Below are 18,020 nucleotides of genomic sequence, written 5' to 3' on the forward strand. Positions count from 1 at the left end.
AAATACCCAACCAAAGTGTTTAGCCCGCCACTGGCGGGCTCTTTTTTTGCGGCAGCGGAGCGGCGGCGCAAGCCAGCACGGTCAGCGTCAGCAGTCCAATCGCGGCCAGCACCAGCCAGGGCAATGCAGGCGTGTGCACGGCGCGGCTCCAGTCCAGCAGCCAGCCGCCCACCGTGTAGCCGAACAGGCCTCCAAGCGCAAGGCCGAAACGGCTCAAGCCCATATAGCTTGCCCGCGCGGAGGGCAGCGCATAACGTGATACCAGCGACTCGCGCGCCGGTTCGGCCACCAGCGTACCGGTATAGAACACGGCGATGCAAATGAACATCGCCAGCAACGCACCTGCCACCGACATGGCCAGCACCGCGCCGCACATGATGCCGATACCGGCCAGCAGACGCGCTTCCAGCGTCAGGTAACGCTCGCCCAGGCGCGCCATCGGGTACAGCAGCATCAGCGCCAGCACGGCATCCACCGCGTACATCCAGGCCACGGCGCGCGGTGTGCCGGAAAGCTCGGTCAGGGTAACCGGCACCAGCATCATCAGCTGCACCGTCATGATGTAATAGCCGCTCAGCGTCAGCACCAGCATGATGAAAGGCTTGTCGCGCAAGGGAATGCGCATGGCGTTGACCGCCGAAGTGCCGGGAGTGGCGACGCGGTAGGCTGGCAGCAGCCAGGCGTTCGCCAGCGCCGCCAGCACGAAAGCCGCACAGCCGCCCAGACCCACCCACTGGAAATCGACGCCGAGCAGCATGGTGCCGAGCAGGGCGCCAGTCACGGCGGCCACGCTTTCCTGCATCATGAGGATGGAGTAGAAGCGGGGCCGTTCGGCAGCCCGGGTCAGTTTGACGACCAGGGCGCCGCGCGCCGGGTCGAACAGGGCACCGCCAAGGCCGGACAGTACGCAGGAGAGCACCAGCATGGCGGGATTGACGGCATAGGCCATCGTTGCGAATCCCAGCGCCCGCAGCAGCATGCCGCCGACAATCATCGGCTTGGCGCCGAAACGGTCGGACAGCGAACCGCCGAACAGCGCCATGCCTTGCTGCGCCATCTGGCGCACGCCGAGTGCGAGGCCGACCGAGGCTGCAGCCCAGCCAAGCTGGCCAACAAAGTGCAGCGCCACCACGGGAAATACAAGATAGAAGCCGGATACCACGAGCATGTGGTCTGTCAAAAGGAAACGCTTGCCCAACTTTCTTGCCCGTGCCGCTGCCGCCATGCATGCCTCCGTGAGTAATGCTGACAGTGTAGGTAGCGTTAAGACATAATAGAAGCAGTTATCTCATGATATTTCATATTCAAATTTGTTATGGCACTCAACTTTGATGACCTGGCCCTGCTGGTCGAAATCGTGGAGTCGGGCAGCTTCTCGCAGGCGGCGGCGCGGCGCCGCTGGTCGCAGCCGCAAGTGAGCCAGCGCGTTGCAGCGCTGGAAGAGCAATTGGGCGTGCAGCTGTTTACCCGCCATCGCCGCGGCGCCACGGCCACGCCGGCGTGCAAGACCTTTCTGCCGGCGGCGCAGCAGGCGCTCGATGCCATTGCAGCCGGCAAGCTGGCGGTGCAGGGCGCGCCGGCATTGCCGCAAGTGGTGCTGGATTGCGTGCCTTCGCTGGCCTCGCTGGTGTTCGGTCCCTTGCTGCTCAAGCTGGCCGATGCGCCGCTGGAAATCCGCTGCACCACCGATCATTCTCCCGTCATCATGGAAAAGCTGCTGACCGGCCGGGCGCACCTTGGCTTCGTGTTGAAGTGCCCAGCCATCGCAGGCATCCAGCTGGAACGCTTGTATAGTTCGCCGATTGTCGCGGTGGTCCGGCGCGGCCATCCGCTAACGCGGCGCAACGCATTGAAACTGGCCGATGTGGCCAATGCGCGCCTGGCGCCGCAATTCTGGGGCGAGGCTTGCGACGAACTGATACGCATGCTGCGTGCGCATCGCCGCAACGACAGCCCGGTCCACGCCATCCAGCCGGCCAGCGCAGCAATCGAACTGGCGCTGGAACATGGCTTTCTTACTTTCATGCCCGAGATGGCTGCCGCGCGCCAGCTCAAACTGGGCAGCTTGGTGAAACTGGAGATTGGCGATTTGCCCCGCTGGGAATGGGAGGCGATGGTGGCCTGGCGCAGCGGCAAGCGGCCCGATGCCGCCAAGCTGCGCGTGCTGCAGGCGGTGCGTGAATTAAGCTAGTGGACTGAAGCGCCGCAATTGCGGCGCTGCCCAGGGTAGGCCAGCACGCGCAGGATCACGCTGCGCGGTACGTGCATGGTTTGCATGTAGATCCAGGCGTTGGCCGCGCCCACCTGGGCGAGCAGTTCTATGCCCTTGTCCACCTGAACTGCCATCTGCTGGTCATAGCGCGTATCGCTCATGATGCTCGCCCCTGCGGGATTGTTATCGGGTCATTATCGATCATCGGTGTCAGGCGATCAAGCGCTGGTTTTCGAGGAAGCCAAGCAGCACCTGATTGACGTCGGCCGCGTGGGAGATCGGCGCCATATGGCCGCCGGCGGTCAGCGTGAACTGCGCTTGCGGCAGTGCGGCAGCCAGGGTTTCCGCCACGCGGCGGGTGGAGGCCGGGCCTTTGGCGCCGGCCATCACCAGTGCCGGCAGGTCCAGTTGCGCCATGTCGGGCACGCGGGCCGGTTCTCCGAGCAGGGCGACGAAGTCCAGCTTGACCTTGGCGATGCCATTGGTGAAGCGCTGGCGCTGCACTTCCGGCAAGGAGTCGAAGGCGCCGGCGCGGTTCCAGTAATCGATGAAGGCACGGGTAGCGTCTTCCGCGGTTTTCGCGGCGTTGATCCTTGCCACCACGGCCTCGATCTCCTGGCGGCCAGCATCGCTGGCTGGCAGCAGGTGGAAGGCGACCGGTTCGAACACGGACAGCGAAAGCACGCGGTCGCGCATCTGGCGCGCCAGGCGCAGGGCGGTGGCGCCGCCGTAGGAATGGCCAACCAGGTGAAATTGCTCACCGGCATCAAGATGGGAAGCCAGGGCCGCAGCCACGGCATCGGCTTCATGCGCCAGCGTGTAGCCAGCGGCCGCAGCTTCGGTTGGGAAGGCGGACTTGCCATAACCCAACAGATCGATGGCGATAAAACGATAATTGGCTTCTTGCTCGGCCATCAGGGTGGTCCACTGGCTGCGCGAACTAAGCGAACTGTGCAGAAGTACGACGGCGGGGCGGGAGTCTGGCGTAGTGTGCATCTTCTTCTCTGAAACTGATATCCAAAAGACAAGCCCGCTATTATACCGTGGCGCAACATTCACCTGCCCGCTTCAAGCGCTGGGTGTCGAAATTCCTTACAGAAATCGAGCAATTCCGCAACGTACGGCCCGGTTCCCCTTGACACCTAAGCGTGGCATAGAAACTGCTTTATTACTTTTAGTGACGATGGAGGCCAATGTGATCATGGAACGCTCAGCCTTGCCCGCGCTTCTACTGACGTTATTGCTCGGGTTGCTTATGCAAGGGATGCTTGCGGGGGTGCACTTTGCCACCGCCCGTTCCGAATGGGTGTACCGCATCCTCTACCTGGGGGCACTGCTGCTGAACCTGCTGGCGGTGCGCCGCCTGAATCCCGCCACCCTGTCGGCGGCAGTATTGCCCTTGGCGCCAATTGTGATGGCGGTGGCAATCACTTATTTTTCCGTCAGCGATCCGGATGCCCCTGCCCAGATTACTTTGCTGTTGCTGCCAATCGTGCATGGCGCAGCGGCGGGCTGCATGCTGTTGCTGCCGCTGGACGAGGAGAACAGCCAGCGCTAAGGCTGGCCCTATTTTGCGCTGGCGACCTTGTCGCGAAGCTCGAGGACTTGCCGCGCCATGCGCAAGGTCTGTACATCGATTTTCGGCGAGACGTGAACCGGCGCTTTATTCACCCACTGGCTGCGCGTCTGTTCGGATGGCGGTAGGACGAAATGCTCCTTTTCCAGCATGGGCCGGGCGCCGTTCGGCACGTTTTCACAAGGCCGGTCGGTCAGCATGACGACGCCCTGGTTGTCGACGCAGCGGAAGAAATTGTCCTCGGCGGTTGCCGGCAGCGCCATGGCGCACAAGGCGCAAGAGATCAGTAATTGCCGCATGGCCCACCTCCTTTCGCTTGGTGAGGCCAGTATGCGGCGGACCCTGCTTATGGTCTGTGCGGCGCCTCACCGTGGGCTCGCAGCACCGCGTCCCAGGCCGGAACAGCCGCGCGCCAGAAGGCGTCGATATTGTCCGCCTTCACGTCGAGCCCGAGGAATCGCGCGGCGGGCAGCAATGCGCTGCCGAGCAGGCTTTCGGCCGGCGCACCGGTATCGAAGGCTTGCGCGCCGGTCTGCTTGGACAGTTTTTCACCGTCGGCATTAACCACTAGTGGCAAATGCAGGTAACGCGGCTGCGGCAAGCCAAGCAGCTGTTGCAGGAAAATCTGGCGCGGCGTCGAATCCAGCAGGTCGGAGCCGCGCACGATGTCGGTGATGCCTTGCGCGCCATCGTCCACCACGACGGCTAGTTGGTAGGCCCAGAAGCCGTCGGCGCGTCGTACCACGAAGTCGCCCACTTCAGCCGTGATGTCCTGGCTGATGTCGCCGGCGAAGCGGTCGTGGAAGTGGATCACGCAGTGCGGTTCCTGCGGCGTGCGCAGGCGAAGGGCGCGCGCCGTGCGGCCGGGCGCCAGTCCGTTGCGGCAGGTTCCCGGATAGACCAGGTTGGGGTTGCCGGCCTGGCCGTGGCGCAGTTGGGAGTCCGCGATTTCCTTGCGCGAGCAGCCGCACGGATAGATGTTATCGCCCAGCTGGCGCAGCGCAGCCTCGTACAAGCCCTCGCGCTGCGTTTGCCAGATGACTTCACCATCCCACTGCATGCCGCAGCGTTGCAGCGAAGCGAGGATGTGCTGGTCGGCGCCTTCCACGTTGCGGTCGCGGTCAACGTCTTCCACGCGCACCAGCCATTGGCCGCCATGAACCCTGGCGTCGAGATAACTGGCCATGGCCGCCACCAGGGAACCAAGGTGCAGCGGTCCGGTCGGGGAGGGCGCGAAGCGGCCCATGTAAGGCGTTTGTTTCATAGGGGCTGTAGCATACCACCCCGCATGCTGCGCTGCAGCTTGGCGCATGCGGCAAATCCGCTAGAATGCCCGCGCGGCCATCAGCCGCGCCCAACGGACAATCCACAAGACAAAGACATGACTAAATCCATCACCTTCGTAGCGTCCACCCTCGCGGCCAGCATTGCGCTGGCGCTGGCGCCGGCCCACGCAGCAGGCGTCAAAGGCGGCAAGGCAATGCAGCCGATTGTGCAGGAGGCCCCGCTGCGCGCCCACCTGGCGTTCCTTTCCAGCGATCTGCTGGAAGGCCGCGGCACCGGCCAGCGCGGTGGCGACCTGACCGTCGCTTACCTGGAAAACCAGGCCCTGGCCGCTGGTTTGAAGCCGGTTGACGGCGTCACCTACCGCCAGCTGGTGAAGATCGCCGGCGTCAAGACCGATGCGGCTGCCTCCAGCCTGCGCCTGGAAGTGAATGGCGTGGCGCTGCCGGCCAGCTTCGGCAAGGACTGGGTCTATGCTCCGGGCGATGCGAAGGCTGCGCACAGCTTCAACGCCGACCTGGTATTCGTCGGCTACGGCATCACAGCATCGGAGGAGGGCTGGGACGACTACAAGGGGCAGGACGTGAAGGGCAAGGTCATTGTCATGATGGTCAACGACCCGATGCCAACGGCCGAAGCGCCGAACCGCTTCGGCGGCAAGGCCCTGACTTACTATGGCCGCTGGACCTATAAATTTGAAGAAGCCAAGCGCAAGGGCGCGATCGGCGCGCTGCTGATCCACACCGATGCTTCGGCTTCGTATGGCTACAGCGTGGTGAAAAACAGCTGGGACGGCGTGGAACGCTTCCAGCTTGCACAAGGCACGCCGGGCACCGAGCTGCAAGGCTGGATGACCAACGATACTGCGGTGGCATTGTTCAAGGCTGCAGGCCTGGACCTGGACCAGTTGCGTGCAGCCGCTGAACGCAAGGACTTTCAGCCGGTGGCGCTGAAAGCCAGGCTGGTGGGCGACATGAAGGCTGAAGTGCGCAATGTCGAACAGTTCAACGTGGCTGGCGTGGTGCCGGGCACCGATCCGAAACTGAAGGATGAAGTCGTGATCTACTCGGCGCATTGGGACCATCTGGGCAAACAGGGCATGGGCGGCGACACCATCTACAACGGTGCAGTCGACAATGCCTCCGGCAGTGCGGCCTTGCTGGCGATGGCGCAGGAGGCGGTGAAATCGCCGGCCAAGCGCAGCCAGATGTTCCTATGGGTGGCTGCGGAAGAGCAGGGCTTGCTCGGTAGCGCAGCGTATGCTGAATCGCCACTGTGGCCGTTGGCGAAAACGGCTGCGAACCTGAACCTGGATTCGCTGAACTGGATCGGCATCACGCGCGATATCGGCACCGCCGGCAGCGAGCGCACGGACTTGGGCAAGATGGCGGAAGCGGCCGCCAAGGGCATGAAAATGGTGATCGCGAAAGAGAAGCCGGACCTGGCGGGCGGCTACTTCCGTTCCGACCACTTCAGCTTTGCCAAGGCGGGCGTGCCGGCATTCTCCATCACCTCGGGCAGCGATTACCTGGGCGACAAGGAGAAGGCGGAGCAGATGCGTGCCGCGTACCGCAAGAGCTATCACCAGGTCAGCGACGAATATGATCCTAACTGGTCAATGGCTGGCATGACGCAGATGGCGCAGTTCACCCTGAACCTGGGGCGTATCGTGGCCGATGCGCCGAAGATGCCGGAGTGGAAAGCGGGCGACGCTTTCGGCAAAGCGCGCGCCAAATAGATGTAGCGTCCCTTAAATAGGCTTCTTATCGATCGCCTCGCCTGACAGACATCCTCAGGCGAGGTCTCGATTAAATGTATGCGCAGCCAATACCAGGCATTTTCAACGCCACTCAAGTAAGCATTTTTTCAAGCGATGACAAAGATTTCCGAATCACGCGGACGCATTGTGAAGACGTGGAAGGATGGACTTCCAATTCTTTGGACATACGTCCCAGAACTGCCGGCAGAGGAGTCGCGGCGTGCCATCCCCTGGCTGACCGTTATACGTTGGGAATATGACGGAACCGCAAATAACGGTATGCCGCAGGTCGAGGAGAACCAGCGAATGCTGATGCTTGAGGCGGCACTTGGACGTGTCGAGCGCGCGGATTTATGCGTTGAAAGCTATCGCCGGGTTGGCGCTGGCTTGAGGGAATTTGTGTACTACATTGCGGACCGTGACAAATTCCTTGACGCACTCAATGCCCAGGTTGCAGGAGCACCGCGTTTCCCAATTGAGATCAAATTCTACAAAGACGAAACATGGTCTGAACTACGAGACTTGATCAATGACTTCAGTGCAGCCAGCGCTGCGCGCTAAATAAGCAGGCTGCGGCTATTGGCTGACCGTGATGCATCAAAAACGACGTGCCTGCCGGCGCCTACGGCCGGCTGACTTCTCTATTTCTCCTTCTCTTTCTCCTCCTTCTCTTTATCGTGATGCCATTTGATGGCGAAGAACATGCCCGTGCCGAACACGAGAACCTTGAACGTAACTAAGACAATTGGAATCCATTCCATCTTTTTGCGTATTTGCCGAATGCTGATCAGAGAGGAGAGCGCGCCAGCGATTGCTGCACGACCTGAGGCATACTACCTAAAAGCAATTTCCATACATTGAGACAAAATGTCCCAGTTGAAATCCATGCAAGATGAAAGTTCGCCGATCTGGATGCCGCGATTGGCCGTGCATGGCGGGCCGCGTTTTTTGCAGATTGCGGATGCGTTGCAGGCGGCGGTAGAAGACGGTTCGCTGAAACCGGGTGATCGCCTGCCTCCGCAGCGCCAGTTGGCAGCACAGCTGGACGTCGACCTGACGACGATCACGCGCGCATACGACGAAGCCAGGCGCCGCCACTTATTGGAGGGCCGCGGCGCTCGAGGCACCTATGTCGCGGCACCGAAAGTCGAGTTGGACTCGATCCTCGACCTGAGCATGAATACCCCGCCACCGCCGGATGGCGTGGACTTTGACGACATGATGAAACAAGGTTTGTCGCAAGTATTGATGAGGGCAGATAGTGAATTGCTGATGACTTACCACTTGGCCGGGGGAAGCGACTCCGACCGCAAGGCTGGCGCCAAGTGGCTCGAGCCGATGTTTGGACATCCGGACTCCCGACAGCTTGTTGTCTGTCCGGGGGCGCAAACCGCGATCGCCGCATTGATCCTTGCGCTGACGGAGCCTGGCGACGTCATCCTGGCAGAGCCATTGAGTTATCCCGGCTTGCGTGCCGCCGCGGCCCAATTCGGCCGGCGCATCATCGCGGTGGAAGCGGACAAGCACGGGATGGTGCCTGAGATGCTTGAGGAGGCGTGCCGCCAGCACAAGTCCGGTCTGGTCTACCTCAATCCGACCTTACAGAACCCGACCGCCGTCACGATTCCGGAACGCCGGCGCAAGGAGCTCGCCAGCATTGCGAAACGCAGCAATGTGCGCATCGTCGAGGACGATCCCTACTGGCTCCTTGCCGATAGCCCGCCACCGCCTATTGCCACGTTTGCACCGGAGCAGGTGTACTACATCTCAACCCTGTCGAAATGCCTGACGCCAGGCTTGCGTGTCGCCTTCGTGCTAATACGCGACCCGCACGAACGCGAACGTTTCCTGGTCGCGCTCAGATCATTTGCGCTGATGGTCGCTCCTCTGACGGCCGCACTGGCCACTCAGTGGATATTTTCCGGTTCGGCTGACGCATTGCTGGAAGGCGTGCGCAAGGAGGCGCGCCTGCGCCACCGGATGGCTCGGGATCTCCTAGCGGGGCGGTACAGCGGCGCAGGGGATGGCCTGCATGTATGGTTCGAGTTGCCGGCGTATTGGAACCCCTCGCAGCTTGTGCGTGCAGCCGAGAGCGAGGGCATTGCAGTCACGCCGGCAGAGGCATTTGCAACTGGCATCGGCCCAGTGAATGCAATCCGGATCTGTTTGGGTAGCATCAAGGACCGTGGAAGCTTGCAGGCGGGTCTTCAACGGCTGTCACACCTGCTTGCGCGGCGGCCCGAGTCGTTCAGCGCTGCCGTGGTTTAGCGGGCGGACTGGAAGCATTACGCGCCGGCTGACAGCCGCCGCGTTGCCGCACTGCGGCGTTCTTCGTTCTTCAGGGTTTCGCGCATGGTCTGCTTGACGAAATCCAGGTGGTGCTGGGCAGCGTGTCCCGCCATATCCATCTTTCGCTCACGTACCGCTTCCCAGATCGCGCGGTGCTGCACCTGAAGTTGCGCCCAAAGTTCCGGGCGAGCCGTCAGGTATTCCAGGTTGCTCTGCACATGGCCTTCCATCACCTTGTGCAGGCTGGAACTCAAATGACCGATCAGCACATTGTGCGAGGCCTCTGCAATCGCCTGGTGGAATTCCACGTCGGTCTTGATGCATTGCTCGAGGTCCTGCGTCGCCAACGCTCGCTCCAGTGCTTCATGACATGCGCGGATGCGTTCGAAATCCTCTTCCGTTCCGCGCTCCGCCGCCAGTTGCGCGGCCTGGCCTTCCAGCATGTAGCGGAATTCGAGCATGTCGCCGTGGATATCCGGATGGTCTTTCAGCATCTGCTGCCACGGGTCGGTGAATGCCGCTTGCATCGAGTCGGTCACGAAAGTTCCGCCGCCGTGGCGCGTGATCAGCAGCCCCTTGGCCACCAGCGATTGCAGGGCGCCGCGCAGGGAGGGACGCGACACGCCCAGCTCCACTGCCAGTTCGCGCTCAGACGGCAGGCGGTCGCCAGGCTTCAGCGAACCTTCGAGGATACGGGTTTCCAGTTCAGTGGCGACGACATCGGACAGGCGTGGGGCGGATGGCATGGCGGCTCGCAGCTTAATGGTCAGACGGCCGGATGCTACCACAATTGACCTTTTGTCGCGCCGTGCTCTATATTGCAATGCATGATTGATCTCCTGATACTCCTGGCCGCAGCTGCGGCGACGCCCGACAGTATTGGCTACCCCAGTGCCGCCGCAGCATTGGAGGCCTTGAAAGCACGCGGTGACGTGGCGATCACGGAGGAGGGCGGCTGGACCGTCGCAGACGATAAAGCGGGTCATACGTTGTGGTCCTTCACCCGGCCCGGCCATCCTGCCCATCCTGCGGCAGTCCGGCGCACGGTGGTTGTGGAAAATGGCCAGGCATCGATCAGGATGAATGCACTGTGCCAGGCAAAGCGCGAAGCCTGTGACAACATGCTGGAGGAATTCCGCCGCATGAACGCGGCGCTTCAGCAGTCCCTGGCGCCACCAAAGGCCGTGAGTGCAACGCCAGCGTGGCAACCGACCGCGCCCCAGAAAATCCGCGTCGAGGCGCTGAGCAAGGCTTACTTTGCCGAGAAGGATGCGGCGCGCTATGCCGAGGCATGGGCGCGCCTTGGCGCCGGCTTGCGACAGCAGTGGACGTTTGAGGATTGGCGCGATGCCATGGCGGCGAGCGCTGCACGGGCAGGCAGCGTGCAACAGCGTGAGCTGAAGAAAGTGACGATTTATCGCAGCTCGCAAAGCGGCGCGCCGGGCACCTATGCAGCGGTGGATTTCACGGGCCGTTTCGCCAATGCCGAGACCTATTGCGGCTACCTGGTCTGGAGCGAGCAGGCGGACGGCAGTTTCCTGCTGATGCGGGAAGAAGAGAACTATATTTACAACGAAACCGCGGCGCGGCTGACGGCCGAACAACGCTTGAAAATGAAGGGCGTGTTTCGCTGTGTGGAGTGAAAACGGTCTCTTACCTGGCCGCTTGCGTACGCAGGGCTTCCAGGGTGCGCGGGAGGCTGCGCTTGCTCATCATCTCGACGATCCAGCCGAAGCCGTATGGCACCGGTCCCGGATCGGCATAGACATGATATTCAACCAGCGTCTTGCCGCTTTCGCCGGGGATCGGCGTGAATAGCCAGTAGCCGGCGGTGTCGGCAATGGTGTCTGCGGGCGCCAGGCCGGTTGGCATCAGCTGCCATGCGAGTTTGCATTGGGCGGCGTCGGGCTGCTGTTGCTGCTCCAGCCGCAGGCGGTACTTCTTTTGCTGTCCCAGTGGCAGATCGAGTGTCATGTCGACCAGGACGTAGCCGTCTCCTTCGCCAACCGGCAGCGCGCTCTTTGTATTGGGCATGTAGGAGGAGTAGGCGGCGTAGTCCTGCACCATCGCGCACAGGCGCGGGACGGGAGCTGCAACCAGCGTCCAGGCAGTGAAGGCTTTGCCAGGCAGGCCGGGACTTGGCGCCTCAGCCACATGGATGGTATTGCCCGACAGGGCGGACAACGCAGGTGCCTGGGGATCTGCGCCTGTTGCCGCTATCGCGGGCAGGGCGACGGCCAGGGCCAGCCAGGGCGCGCGATGCAGGCGCTTGGCGACGGGGCGGACGGCGGGTTTCATCGCTTTAGCGCCATCGTGATGACAGTACCGGTCAGGTCGATGCCCCTGATCGAGATGCTGCCGAAGCTGGGTCCACTGCCCGCCGCGCCATGCACGCGGATGTTGTTGAAACTGATTTCTCCGATCGTGGTCGGAAGGTTCAGCGACAAAGAGCCGTCGGGATTGACGGTGGTCGCCGCGCGGTTCGGCGCGTACACCACGTTATTCATGCTGACATCGGAGTCAATCATGCCAAGCACCGGATTGACCAGCTTGGCCAGGTCGCCGCTCACTTCCACGCCATGACGTTTCAACTGATCGCGCACCTGGCGCACCAGGTCTTCGTCAAGACCTTGGGCGGCCACGGCGTCGAGTTCATTTTCCGCCAGAGCCGCAAACGAACCCTCGCGCGGCACCAACGCAGCCGGGGCGCCGATGGTGACGGGGGCGGTAGCCAGCGTTTCGGCGGCATAAGCTTCCAGTGGAGCGAAAATCGCCCCGATCAGCGCTGCCGCCATGCGCACGCGGCGCTGCTTGCGCAGGATGTCCTGCACATGCTGGTGCGTGAGCAGCTCCCACTCGGCGAAAATTTCGCCGAGCCGCTGGCCGGTTTGCCGCTGGTGTTCGATCGCGCTCTGAAGCTGCTCTTCGGTGACCAGCTTGTGCTTGACCAGCAATTGACCAAACAGTTGCGCAGGATGTTCCGGTTTATACCATGCCATGTTTTTCTCCGTGATTGGCCAGGTCGGAAGGCGTCATGCCGAACCAGCGCTTGCAGGCCCGGTAGAACGCACTCGGTTCGGAAAAGCCCAGTTGGAAGCTGAGCATTTTCAGCGACAATTCGCCAGCTTCAAGCGATTGCCGCGCCAGCGCGCGCCGGGTGTCGTCGACCACATTGGAAAAGCTGGTGCCTTCCTCGGCCAGGCGGCGTTGCAGGGTACGCTCGCTCATGGCGAGCAAGCCGGCGACAGCGTCGCGATGCGGCGGCCCTTTCGGCAGCAGCGAGGCAAGGATCTCTTGCACACGTGCTGTGAATGCAGGCGGCTGCGCTTCGGCCAGTTGCGCCAGGATAGGCTTGGGGCCAGGCAGCGGCATGCCGCCGTTGGGCAGCGCCGCCACCATGTCTGCGTCGGAAAACTCCATCACGTTGTGCGGCCGGTTGAAATGCACCGGGCAGCCGAAGGTATTTTCGAAGAACGCCGAGTTGGCCGGTTCCGGAAAGGCGTATTCCACCTTCACCGGCACCGCGTCGTCCCGGCCGGAGGCACAGCGCAGGGTGCGCAGCAGCACGCACCACACGAAGTCGTAGCGCTGGCGCGGCACCACGCGCTGCAGGCCGGGCAGCAGGATGCCGACGCGCGTATGGCCGTGACAGCGCTCGATCGTGCTTTGCACGGTCGGCGACAACAGCATGATGTGTCCCATCACGCCCAGCCAGCCCAGGCGGTGCGGGGTAGAGACTTTCAGGCCGATCAGCGGATCGCCCGAATGTTCAACCACCAGCTCCCACAGGTGGCTGAGTTTGTCCGACAGAGTCAGCGCATCGCAGGCCAGGCCATCGCCTTCATTGAGGCCGGCCTGCTCGAACAGCGCTTCCGCTTCAACGCCGGAATGGGAAAGGCGCGATTTCACACCGCGCACCAGGTGAAGAGCCGAGGAATAGCTCATGGCCTGTTCTCCCGATCAGGGCGACACCGCACTACGCAGGCGCATGCCGATGCGCTGCTGCAGTTCCTGCAGCTTGGGATCCATCACGGCACGCGTATCGGCGGCAACCCCTTCGCCCAGCTTTTTCTGCAGCTCGGGCACCATGCCTTCGAACTTCTTCTTCACCGGCGATTCGAGGATGGTAATGATCTGGCGCAGTTCTTCTTCCGTGAAGCGTTCGGCCAGCATCGGGGCCACCGTGGTGCCAACCAGTTTCTGCGCGCTGGCCTGCGCCAGCGGCTTGTTCTCGTCCATGAACTGGCGGGCATCGGCCACGATCTCCTTCAACGCGGCATCGCGCTTTTCCGGCGATACGCGGCCTTGCAGCACGGCGCGCGCCTGCTGCACCGCATCGCCTACCGGCGCCTGCAGCATCGATTCCCCGATGGTTTCCGGGTGCCAGAGCTGCAGAACGCGGTTGACCAGCTCCTGTTTCGCGGCCGGTACCGGCGCCGCATGCACCGTGCCCCCGATGGCCAGGGCGGCGATCATTGTCGCGAGTTTTTTCATCTCAAACGCTCCTAGAAATGTTCAACAAGACTGAATCCGGCGTACCGGACCTTGATATCGCCAGCCACGTCCTGGCCGGCATATGGGTTGTAAATGATGTTGAGGAATTTGCTGCTGTTCATGTTGTCCGACGATTCGGCCGGCGCATTGAACTTGCCCGTCATGTAGGAGGCGGCCAGGTTCAGCTCATACTTCTTGCTGAGACGCCAGTTCAGGCCCACGCTATACAGCTTGGTATCCGGCAGCGGCGCGATCAGGTCGATCTTGTTGGCCGGGACCGAGGTCTTGCGCGGTTCGTAGCCCAGGCGCAGCGCCACGCCTTCGAACGGGAACAACTGAAGGCCGTAACCCATATTCAGCACGCTCTTGTAGCCGCGCGGGATCTTCAGCTTGGTCGAATCCGGAACGCCGTACAGGCGCGCCACTTCCAGCAGCTTGATGCTCTGGTCGAATTCGAACACCAGCTGGTTCCAGTCGCTCCAGCGCGCGTAGCTGGCGTCCACGTTCAGCTGCATGTAACGCACCGGCTTGAATTTGACGCCGACCTGCAGGTGCGCAGGGAAGGGGATGCTGGCCGACATGTAGCCGTGCTGGACTTCCGGGATCGACTGCGGCAGGCCGAGGATGGCGCCTGCCACGGGGCCGAACAGGCTGGAATTGAGACCTTTGACGAAATTGCGCAGCATTGGCTCGGTCTCGAAGGTGTAATGCCCGGTATAGCGGGTCTTCGAGCCGCCCTGGTAGACCGCGCCCAGTGCGAACCACGGCTGCGGTTCCCACAGCACGCCCAGGTTCAGCGTCGGGTCGACCGGCGCGGTCATTTCCAGCCGCATCGCCGCAGCCTTCTTGAACGGATTGACCATGCCGGCCTTGCCGCCGCCGCACAGGCCGAAGCCGAAGGTGTCGATGATGTTGCCGCCTTCTTCCGGGCACCAGCCTTCCTGCAGCTTGCCGAAGATGCCCAGCAACTGGTTGGGGAAGCGCATATGCGTATCGACCACGAAGGCCGAGTGCGCGATCGGCACGGCGGCGCCGAAGCGCAGCGTTTCCGAATACTTGTAGCCGACGGCAGGCGAGGCCCACACCAGCCTTTGCAACTGGATCTGGCGCCCATCGAAGCGGCCCGGGTCTTCCGGGTCCTTGGTGCGATCCAGGCTGATCGCCTGCGCCATATAGGAATTGGTGGCGAAAGTCCACGGCGAACCGGGGTTGTTCCAGGCGAAGCCGAAGGTCGGCACGACCACGCCGGGCAAGCGCCAGCCCGGCATGCCGTAGGCAGGTATGTACATGGTTTGCCGCATCGGCCCGGTATGGGTGCCGCTGAGCGGATCGTCCTTCCAGCCGCCGATATCGAAGCCGGCCGGCGCCGAGAAGCCGGCACGAGCGCGGATCGAGGCGCCGAACGCCGTGTGCTGCATGCTGTCGCCCTGCAGGCGTGCCAGTCCTGCAGGGTTGAAGTGCACCGAGTCGATGCCGGGCGGGTCTGCCGTCACGGCGTTCCCGAGCGACATGGCCACCACGCTGGTGGTCAGGTTTTCCACCAGCGCGGCATGCGCGGGCAGAACGTGGGCAAGCGCGGCGGCACATGCCGCCAGGCGGAGCGGGGCTCGCATTGCTGCCTCGTCAGAATGCCAGCGGCAGGTTCAGTCCCACCGAGAAGTTAGGCGAGTCGCTGGTAAGACCGATGCCGACCGACATATTGACGGTGTTCTTCGGCGACATGCGGTAGCCCATGCCGAAATTCAGGATGGCCGAGGTTTGCGTATTGGTGCGCACGTTCAGGCCGTCGGCAAAACGCAACTTCGCGCCCTGCGAGATCGCGCCCTGGAAGGACATCGTTGTAGAAATGCCATACGACAGGGCATAGGCAAAGCCCATGCCGAAGCCGAACTGTGTGCCCGGCGCCACACGCGTCAGCACGCGCGTGCCGTTGGCCTGGTGCAGGCCAGTAGCCTGGCTGCTGGCGGTCAGCGACAGGGAGCCGAACAGCGCCACCGGGTCGACGATGCGGTTGACGTTCATGCCCAGCGACAGCGAAGCGACACCGCTGCCGGTTGCCTCGCCGCTGCCGGCGATGATCTTGAACGGACTGCGCCCGGTAGGCAGGCGCAGGTTGCTGGTGGCGGTGAAGTTGGCGCGGTCGCGGCGTGCTTCCCACGGCTGGTAGCGGGCGCCGATGGCGATGTCGCCCAGCGAAAACGAGGTGTTGTTGCCGTTGCGCGACTCGGCGAACTTGCCGATCACGGGCAGCGTCACGTTGGCGGTCAGGTTGTCCCACACGCCGTAGTCGACCGACAAGGTGTTGGTGACCACGTGGGCCGATACGTTCTCGATTTCGAACAGGGTCAGGCCATCGGCCGCGATGTCGGTGACGATTTTTTCCTGGCCGATGTAGGTGTAGTTCAGGTCATAGGTGTACTGCGATCTGCCTTTGCGGATCAAGGAATACTGCTTGTCGACTGCGGTCAGGGTTTCTTTCAGCAGGGCGCTCTGGTCGCCTTCGCCTTCCTTCTTCGCCAGCGCATCGCGTGCGGCGGCGGTGGTGTTGGCTGCCGTGCTTTCCTGCGCACCGGCGGTCGAATGCACCAGCAGGGCGGTGGCAAGCATGAATGGCAGGTACTGATATTTCATTCGCGTTTCCTTATTGACGGTGCATCCAGGTGCGGGCCGGGCCGGAGTTGACGGCACGTTCCAGCAGTTGCGTGGTGTTGTTGAAGGGATCGAGCTGGCCATGGTTGGTGACGCGGTCCATGTCGACCACGCCCAGTTCCTGGTCATTCAGCGCCAGTTGTGCCGGCGCTTTCTGTCCGGCCGGCGCGGACAGGATGAATAGGGTGTTCTTGTCCCACAGCGTGGCGAATTCCTCTACCGAGAAGGCCAGGTTGCCGGCGGAGGGATCGGCGATGAAGACCACGCCATTGCGAATGCCGCGCAAGACCACGAAGTGCTTGGCGCCGGCATAGTCGATCGGCACGATGGCCGGTTCTTCCAGCGTCAGCAGGTCTTTTACTTCGGCCTTGTAGCCGGCGGCGGGCACGTTGAGCGAAGCGGCGTAGCGCTTCATGTCCAGCAGCGAAAAGCCGCGGCGCTCGATGATCTTTTCCTTCTCGCCCTTTTCCAGCATGCCTTCCATGGCTTGCTGCTCGGTGACGTCGAGGCCGAGGTGGAACTTGAGGATGGTGACCAGGGCCGCCGAACCGCAGCTGTAGTCATAGGCCTGGCGCACGATGTGGCGGTACTTGAGTTCGGAGAACGGCTCCATGCTCACCGCCTGCGAATAGCTGCCGCCGCCCAGCATGGTTTGCGGCATCTCGTACTGGCCTTTGGGACGCTCCTGCACCTCGTGGCGGGAGAGGGCGGCGGAACCGCCAATCAGGGCTGCCAGGACCCCCATCAACAGCATCAGCATGGCAGCTCCCGATCGTTGGGGTAAGCGCTGCCCTTGCGCGTCGCGCGCGCGTCGAATCCTGCTCCCATGGCGTCTCCAATGTAATTTGGACGAACGTTCGTCCTTGCTCTTTTGTTATTTATTTACGCACGTTTCGTGGCTTGCACGATGCATAAAAATTAGATGCACACCTCTACTTCGCACCCGAAAACTTATGCTAAAGCGAGCAACATGCGCACAACAGCGCTCTTCCTCTGTGTGGCTCCCCAGGACAATTGTTTGGCCTGTGCGGTCAGTGTGAAACGCTAGACCCTGTGCGGCGGCGCCACCTATCATAAATTTAATTAATATTCGAACAATATTAAGACGGCGCTTCGCCAACCCGGGCTTACCAGGCCAGGGGCCGGCAAGGAGGCGCAACAGGTGCAGCAAGCAAACCAAATTATTCTTATTCGAACGGAGATCAACCTTATGAAACGCATTACCACCGCTGTAGCAATCGCCCTGTCCACCCTGGCCCTGTCCGCATCCGCAATGACCCCGATCAAAGACGCAGAACTGAGCGCAGTTACCGGCCAGGACGGCGTGTCGATCGGCGCCAACCTGAACGTCAAAGTCGAATCCTTCGTCTACACCGACACCGACGCTCTGGATGCCAACGGCCTGGGCGGCGGTTCGGTGAGCTTCAACGGCATCAAGGTCAATGGCCTGATCGCTGCAACCATCGACATCCTGTCGCGTAACTCCTTCCTGCAGGCTGCCGGCGCTGCCGGCGTGACCAACCCAGGCACCTTCTACAACCCGGCAACCGGCGGCGACGTGGTGCAGATCGCCATCCCAGCCGACGTGCAAGTGGCAGCAGGCAAACTGCTGAACATCTCCGTTGACGCAATCAAGATGGGCGGCAGCAATGCTTCCTACGGTTCGATGGCCATGAACCAGCTCGACCTGCGCGGCACCCAAGTGTGGATCTGGGCACACTGATCGCAATAGCGGCCGTGGGAGCGGCCGCTTTGCG

20 protein-coding genes are annotated in these 18,020 nt (G+C 62.3%); 7 read left to right on the forward strand and 13 right to left on the reverse strand.

What is annotated here, in order from left to right:
* Positions 1–19: 19 nt before the first annotated feature.
* Positions 20–1,225, reverse strand: coding sequence for a multidrug efflux MFS transporter MdtH (gene mdtH, locus ACN9MZ_RS08840; protein ID WP_426341802.1), 1,206 nt, complete (start codon positions 1,223–1,225; stop codon positions 20–22).
* A 90-nt stretch (positions 1,226–1,315) separates the two neighbouring features.
* Between mdtH and ACN9MZ_RS08845 the strand changes: the two genes are divergently transcribed.
* Positions 1,316–2,191, forward strand: a complete 876-nt coding sequence (locus ACN9MZ_RS08845; RefSeq protein WP_426341803.1) for a LysR family transcriptional regulator — start codon at positions 1,316–1,318, stop codon at positions 2,189–2,191.
* Here the strand turns inward: ACN9MZ_RS08845 and ACN9MZ_RS08850 are convergent.
* Together ACN9MZ_RS08850 and ACN9MZ_RS08855 are read right to left on the reverse strand one after the other, a co-directional pair.
* On the reverse strand, positions 2,188–2,373 hold the full coding sequence (locus tag ACN9MZ_RS08850; protein ID WP_426341804.1) for a hypothetical protein: 186 nt from the start codon (positions 2,371–2,373) through the stop codon (positions 2,188–2,190). The genes ACN9MZ_RS08845 and ACN9MZ_RS08850 overlap by 4 nt on opposite strands.
* 49 nt (positions 2,374–2,422) lie before the next feature.
* Positions 2,423–3,208, reverse strand: coding sequence for an alpha/beta fold hydrolase (locus ACN9MZ_RS08855; RefSeq protein WP_426341805.1), 786 nt, complete (start codon positions 3,206–3,208; stop codon positions 2,423–2,425).
* A 259-nt stretch (positions 3,209–3,467) separates the two neighbouring features.
* Between ACN9MZ_RS08855 and ACN9MZ_RS08860 the strand changes: the two genes are divergently transcribed.
* Positions 3,468–3,770 (forward strand): hypothetical protein, encoded by a 303-nt coding sequence (locus tag ACN9MZ_RS08860; RefSeq protein ID WP_426341806.1) that lies wholly within the window; start codon positions 3,468–3,470, stop codon positions 3,768–3,770.
* A gap of 8 nt (positions 3,771–3,778) precedes the next feature.
* Here the strand turns inward: ACN9MZ_RS08860 and ACN9MZ_RS08865 are convergent, their stop codons facing one another.
* Together ACN9MZ_RS08865 and gluQRS are read right to left on the reverse strand one after the other, a co-directional pair.
* A complete protein-coding gene (locus tag ACN9MZ_RS08865) occupies positions 3,779–4,087 on the reverse strand; it encodes a DUF4124 domain-containing protein (RefSeq protein ID WP_426170077.1) in 309 nt (102 codons plus the stop codon).
* Positions 4,088–4,134: 47 nt separating this feature from the next.
* Entirely contained in the window at positions 4,135–5,100 is a 966-nt protein-coding gene (gene gluQRS, locus ACN9MZ_RS08870) for a tRNA glutamyl-Q(34) synthetase GluQRS (protein ID WP_426341807.1), read from the reverse strand.
* A 69-nt stretch (positions 5,101–5,169) separates the two neighbouring features.
* Between gluQRS and ACN9MZ_RS08875 the strand changes: the two genes are divergently transcribed.
* The 3 genes from ACN9MZ_RS08875 to ACN9MZ_RS08885 all read left to right on the forward strand — a co-directional run bounded on the left by ACN9MZ_RS08875 (position 5,170) and on the right by ACN9MZ_RS08885 (position 9,099).
* On the forward strand, positions 5,170–6,810 hold the full coding sequence (locus ACN9MZ_RS08875; RefSeq protein WP_426341808.1) for a M28 family peptidase: 1,641 nt from the start codon (positions 5,170–5,172) through the stop codon (positions 6,808–6,810).
* Positions 6,811–6,945: 135 nt separating this feature from the next.
* Positions 6,946–7,392, forward strand: a complete 447-nt coding sequence (locus tag ACN9MZ_RS08880; RefSeq protein WP_426341809.1) for a DUF695 domain-containing protein — start codon at positions 6,946–6,948, stop codon at positions 7,390–7,392.
* Positions 7,393–7,716: 324 nt separating this feature from the next.
* Complete coding sequence (locus tag ACN9MZ_RS08885) at positions 7,717–9,099, forward strand: PLP-dependent aminotransferase family protein (RefSeq protein ID WP_426342880.1); 1,383 nt, start codon at positions 7,717–7,719, stop codon at positions 9,097–9,099.
* A 17-nt stretch (positions 9,100–9,116) separates the two neighbouring features.
* Here ACN9MZ_RS08885 and ACN9MZ_RS08890 read toward each other — a convergent pair whose 3' ends face one another.
* On the reverse strand, positions 9,117–9,866 hold the full coding sequence (locus ACN9MZ_RS08890; protein WP_426341810.1) for an FCD domain-containing protein: 750 nt from the start codon (positions 9,864–9,866) through the stop codon (positions 9,117–9,119).
* 81 nt (positions 9,867–9,947) lie between these two features.
* Between ACN9MZ_RS08890 and ACN9MZ_RS08895 the strand changes: the two genes are divergently transcribed.
* Positions 9,948–10,763, forward strand: coding sequence for a DUF4019 domain-containing protein (locus ACN9MZ_RS08895; RefSeq protein WP_426341811.1), 816 nt, complete (start codon positions 9,948–9,950; stop codon positions 10,761–10,763).
* 10 nt (positions 10,764–10,773) lie between these two features.
* Here ACN9MZ_RS08895 and ACN9MZ_RS08900 read toward each other — a convergent pair whose 3' ends face one another.
* The 7 genes from ACN9MZ_RS08900 to ACN9MZ_RS08930 are packed head-to-tail and all read right to left on the reverse strand — an operon-like array spanning position 10,774 to position 17,023.
* Complete coding sequence (locus tag ACN9MZ_RS08900) at positions 10,774–11,418, reverse strand: hypothetical protein (RefSeq protein ID WP_426341812.1); 645 nt, start codon at positions 11,416–11,418, stop codon at positions 10,774–10,776.
* Positions 11,415–12,119: a hypothetical protein gene (locus tag ACN9MZ_RS08905; RefSeq protein ID WP_426341813.1), complete on the reverse strand. Its 705-nt coding sequence runs from the start codon at positions 12,117–12,119 to the stop codon at positions 11,415–11,417. The genes ACN9MZ_RS08900 and ACN9MZ_RS08905 overlap by 4 nt, the downstream gene beginning before the upstream one ends.
* A complete protein-coding gene (locus ACN9MZ_RS08910; RefSeq protein WP_426341814.1) occupies positions 12,106–13,065 on the reverse strand; it encodes an AraC family transcriptional regulator ligand-binding domain-containing protein in 960 nt (319 codons plus the stop codon). The genes ACN9MZ_RS08905 and ACN9MZ_RS08910 overlap by 14 nt, the downstream gene beginning before the upstream one ends.
* Before the next feature lie 15 nt (positions 13,066–13,080).
* Complete coding sequence (locus ACN9MZ_RS08915) at positions 13,081–13,614, reverse strand: DUF2059 domain-containing protein (RefSeq protein WP_426321971.1); 534 nt, start codon at positions 13,612–13,614, stop codon at positions 13,081–13,083.
* An 11-nt stretch (positions 13,615–13,625) separates the two neighbouring features.
* Positions 13,626–15,227 carry an OmpP1/FadL family transporter gene (locus ACN9MZ_RS08920; protein ID WP_426341815.1) on the reverse strand — a complete coding sequence of 534 codons (1,602 nt, stop codon included), beginning with the start codon at positions 15,225–15,227 and terminating at the stop codon, positions 13,626–13,628.
* 10 nt (positions 15,228–15,237) lie between these two features.
* On the reverse strand, positions 15,238–16,245 hold the full coding sequence (locus ACN9MZ_RS08925) for a transporter (RefSeq protein ID WP_426341816.1): 1,008 nt from the start codon (positions 16,243–16,245) through the stop codon (positions 15,238–15,240).
* A 10-nt stretch (positions 16,246–16,255) separates the two neighbouring features.
* Entirely contained in the window at positions 16,256–17,023 is a 768-nt protein-coding gene (locus tag ACN9MZ_RS08930; protein WP_426170103.1) for a C39 family peptidase, read from the reverse strand.
* 450 nt (positions 17,024–17,473) lie between these two features.
* Between ACN9MZ_RS08930 and ACN9MZ_RS08935 the strand changes: the two genes are divergently transcribed.
* Positions 17,474–17,986, forward strand: a complete 513-nt coding sequence (locus tag ACN9MZ_RS08935) for a DUF6160 family protein (protein WP_090443139.1) — start codon at positions 17,474–17,476, stop codon at positions 17,984–17,986.
* The last annotated feature ends 34 nt before the right edge of the window (positions 17,987–18,020 follow it).

Source organism: Pseudoduganella sp. S-14, from assembly GCF_049913285.1.
Lineage (GTDB): Bacteria > Pseudomonadota > Gammaproteobacteria > Burkholderiales > Burkholderiaceae_D > Rugamonas.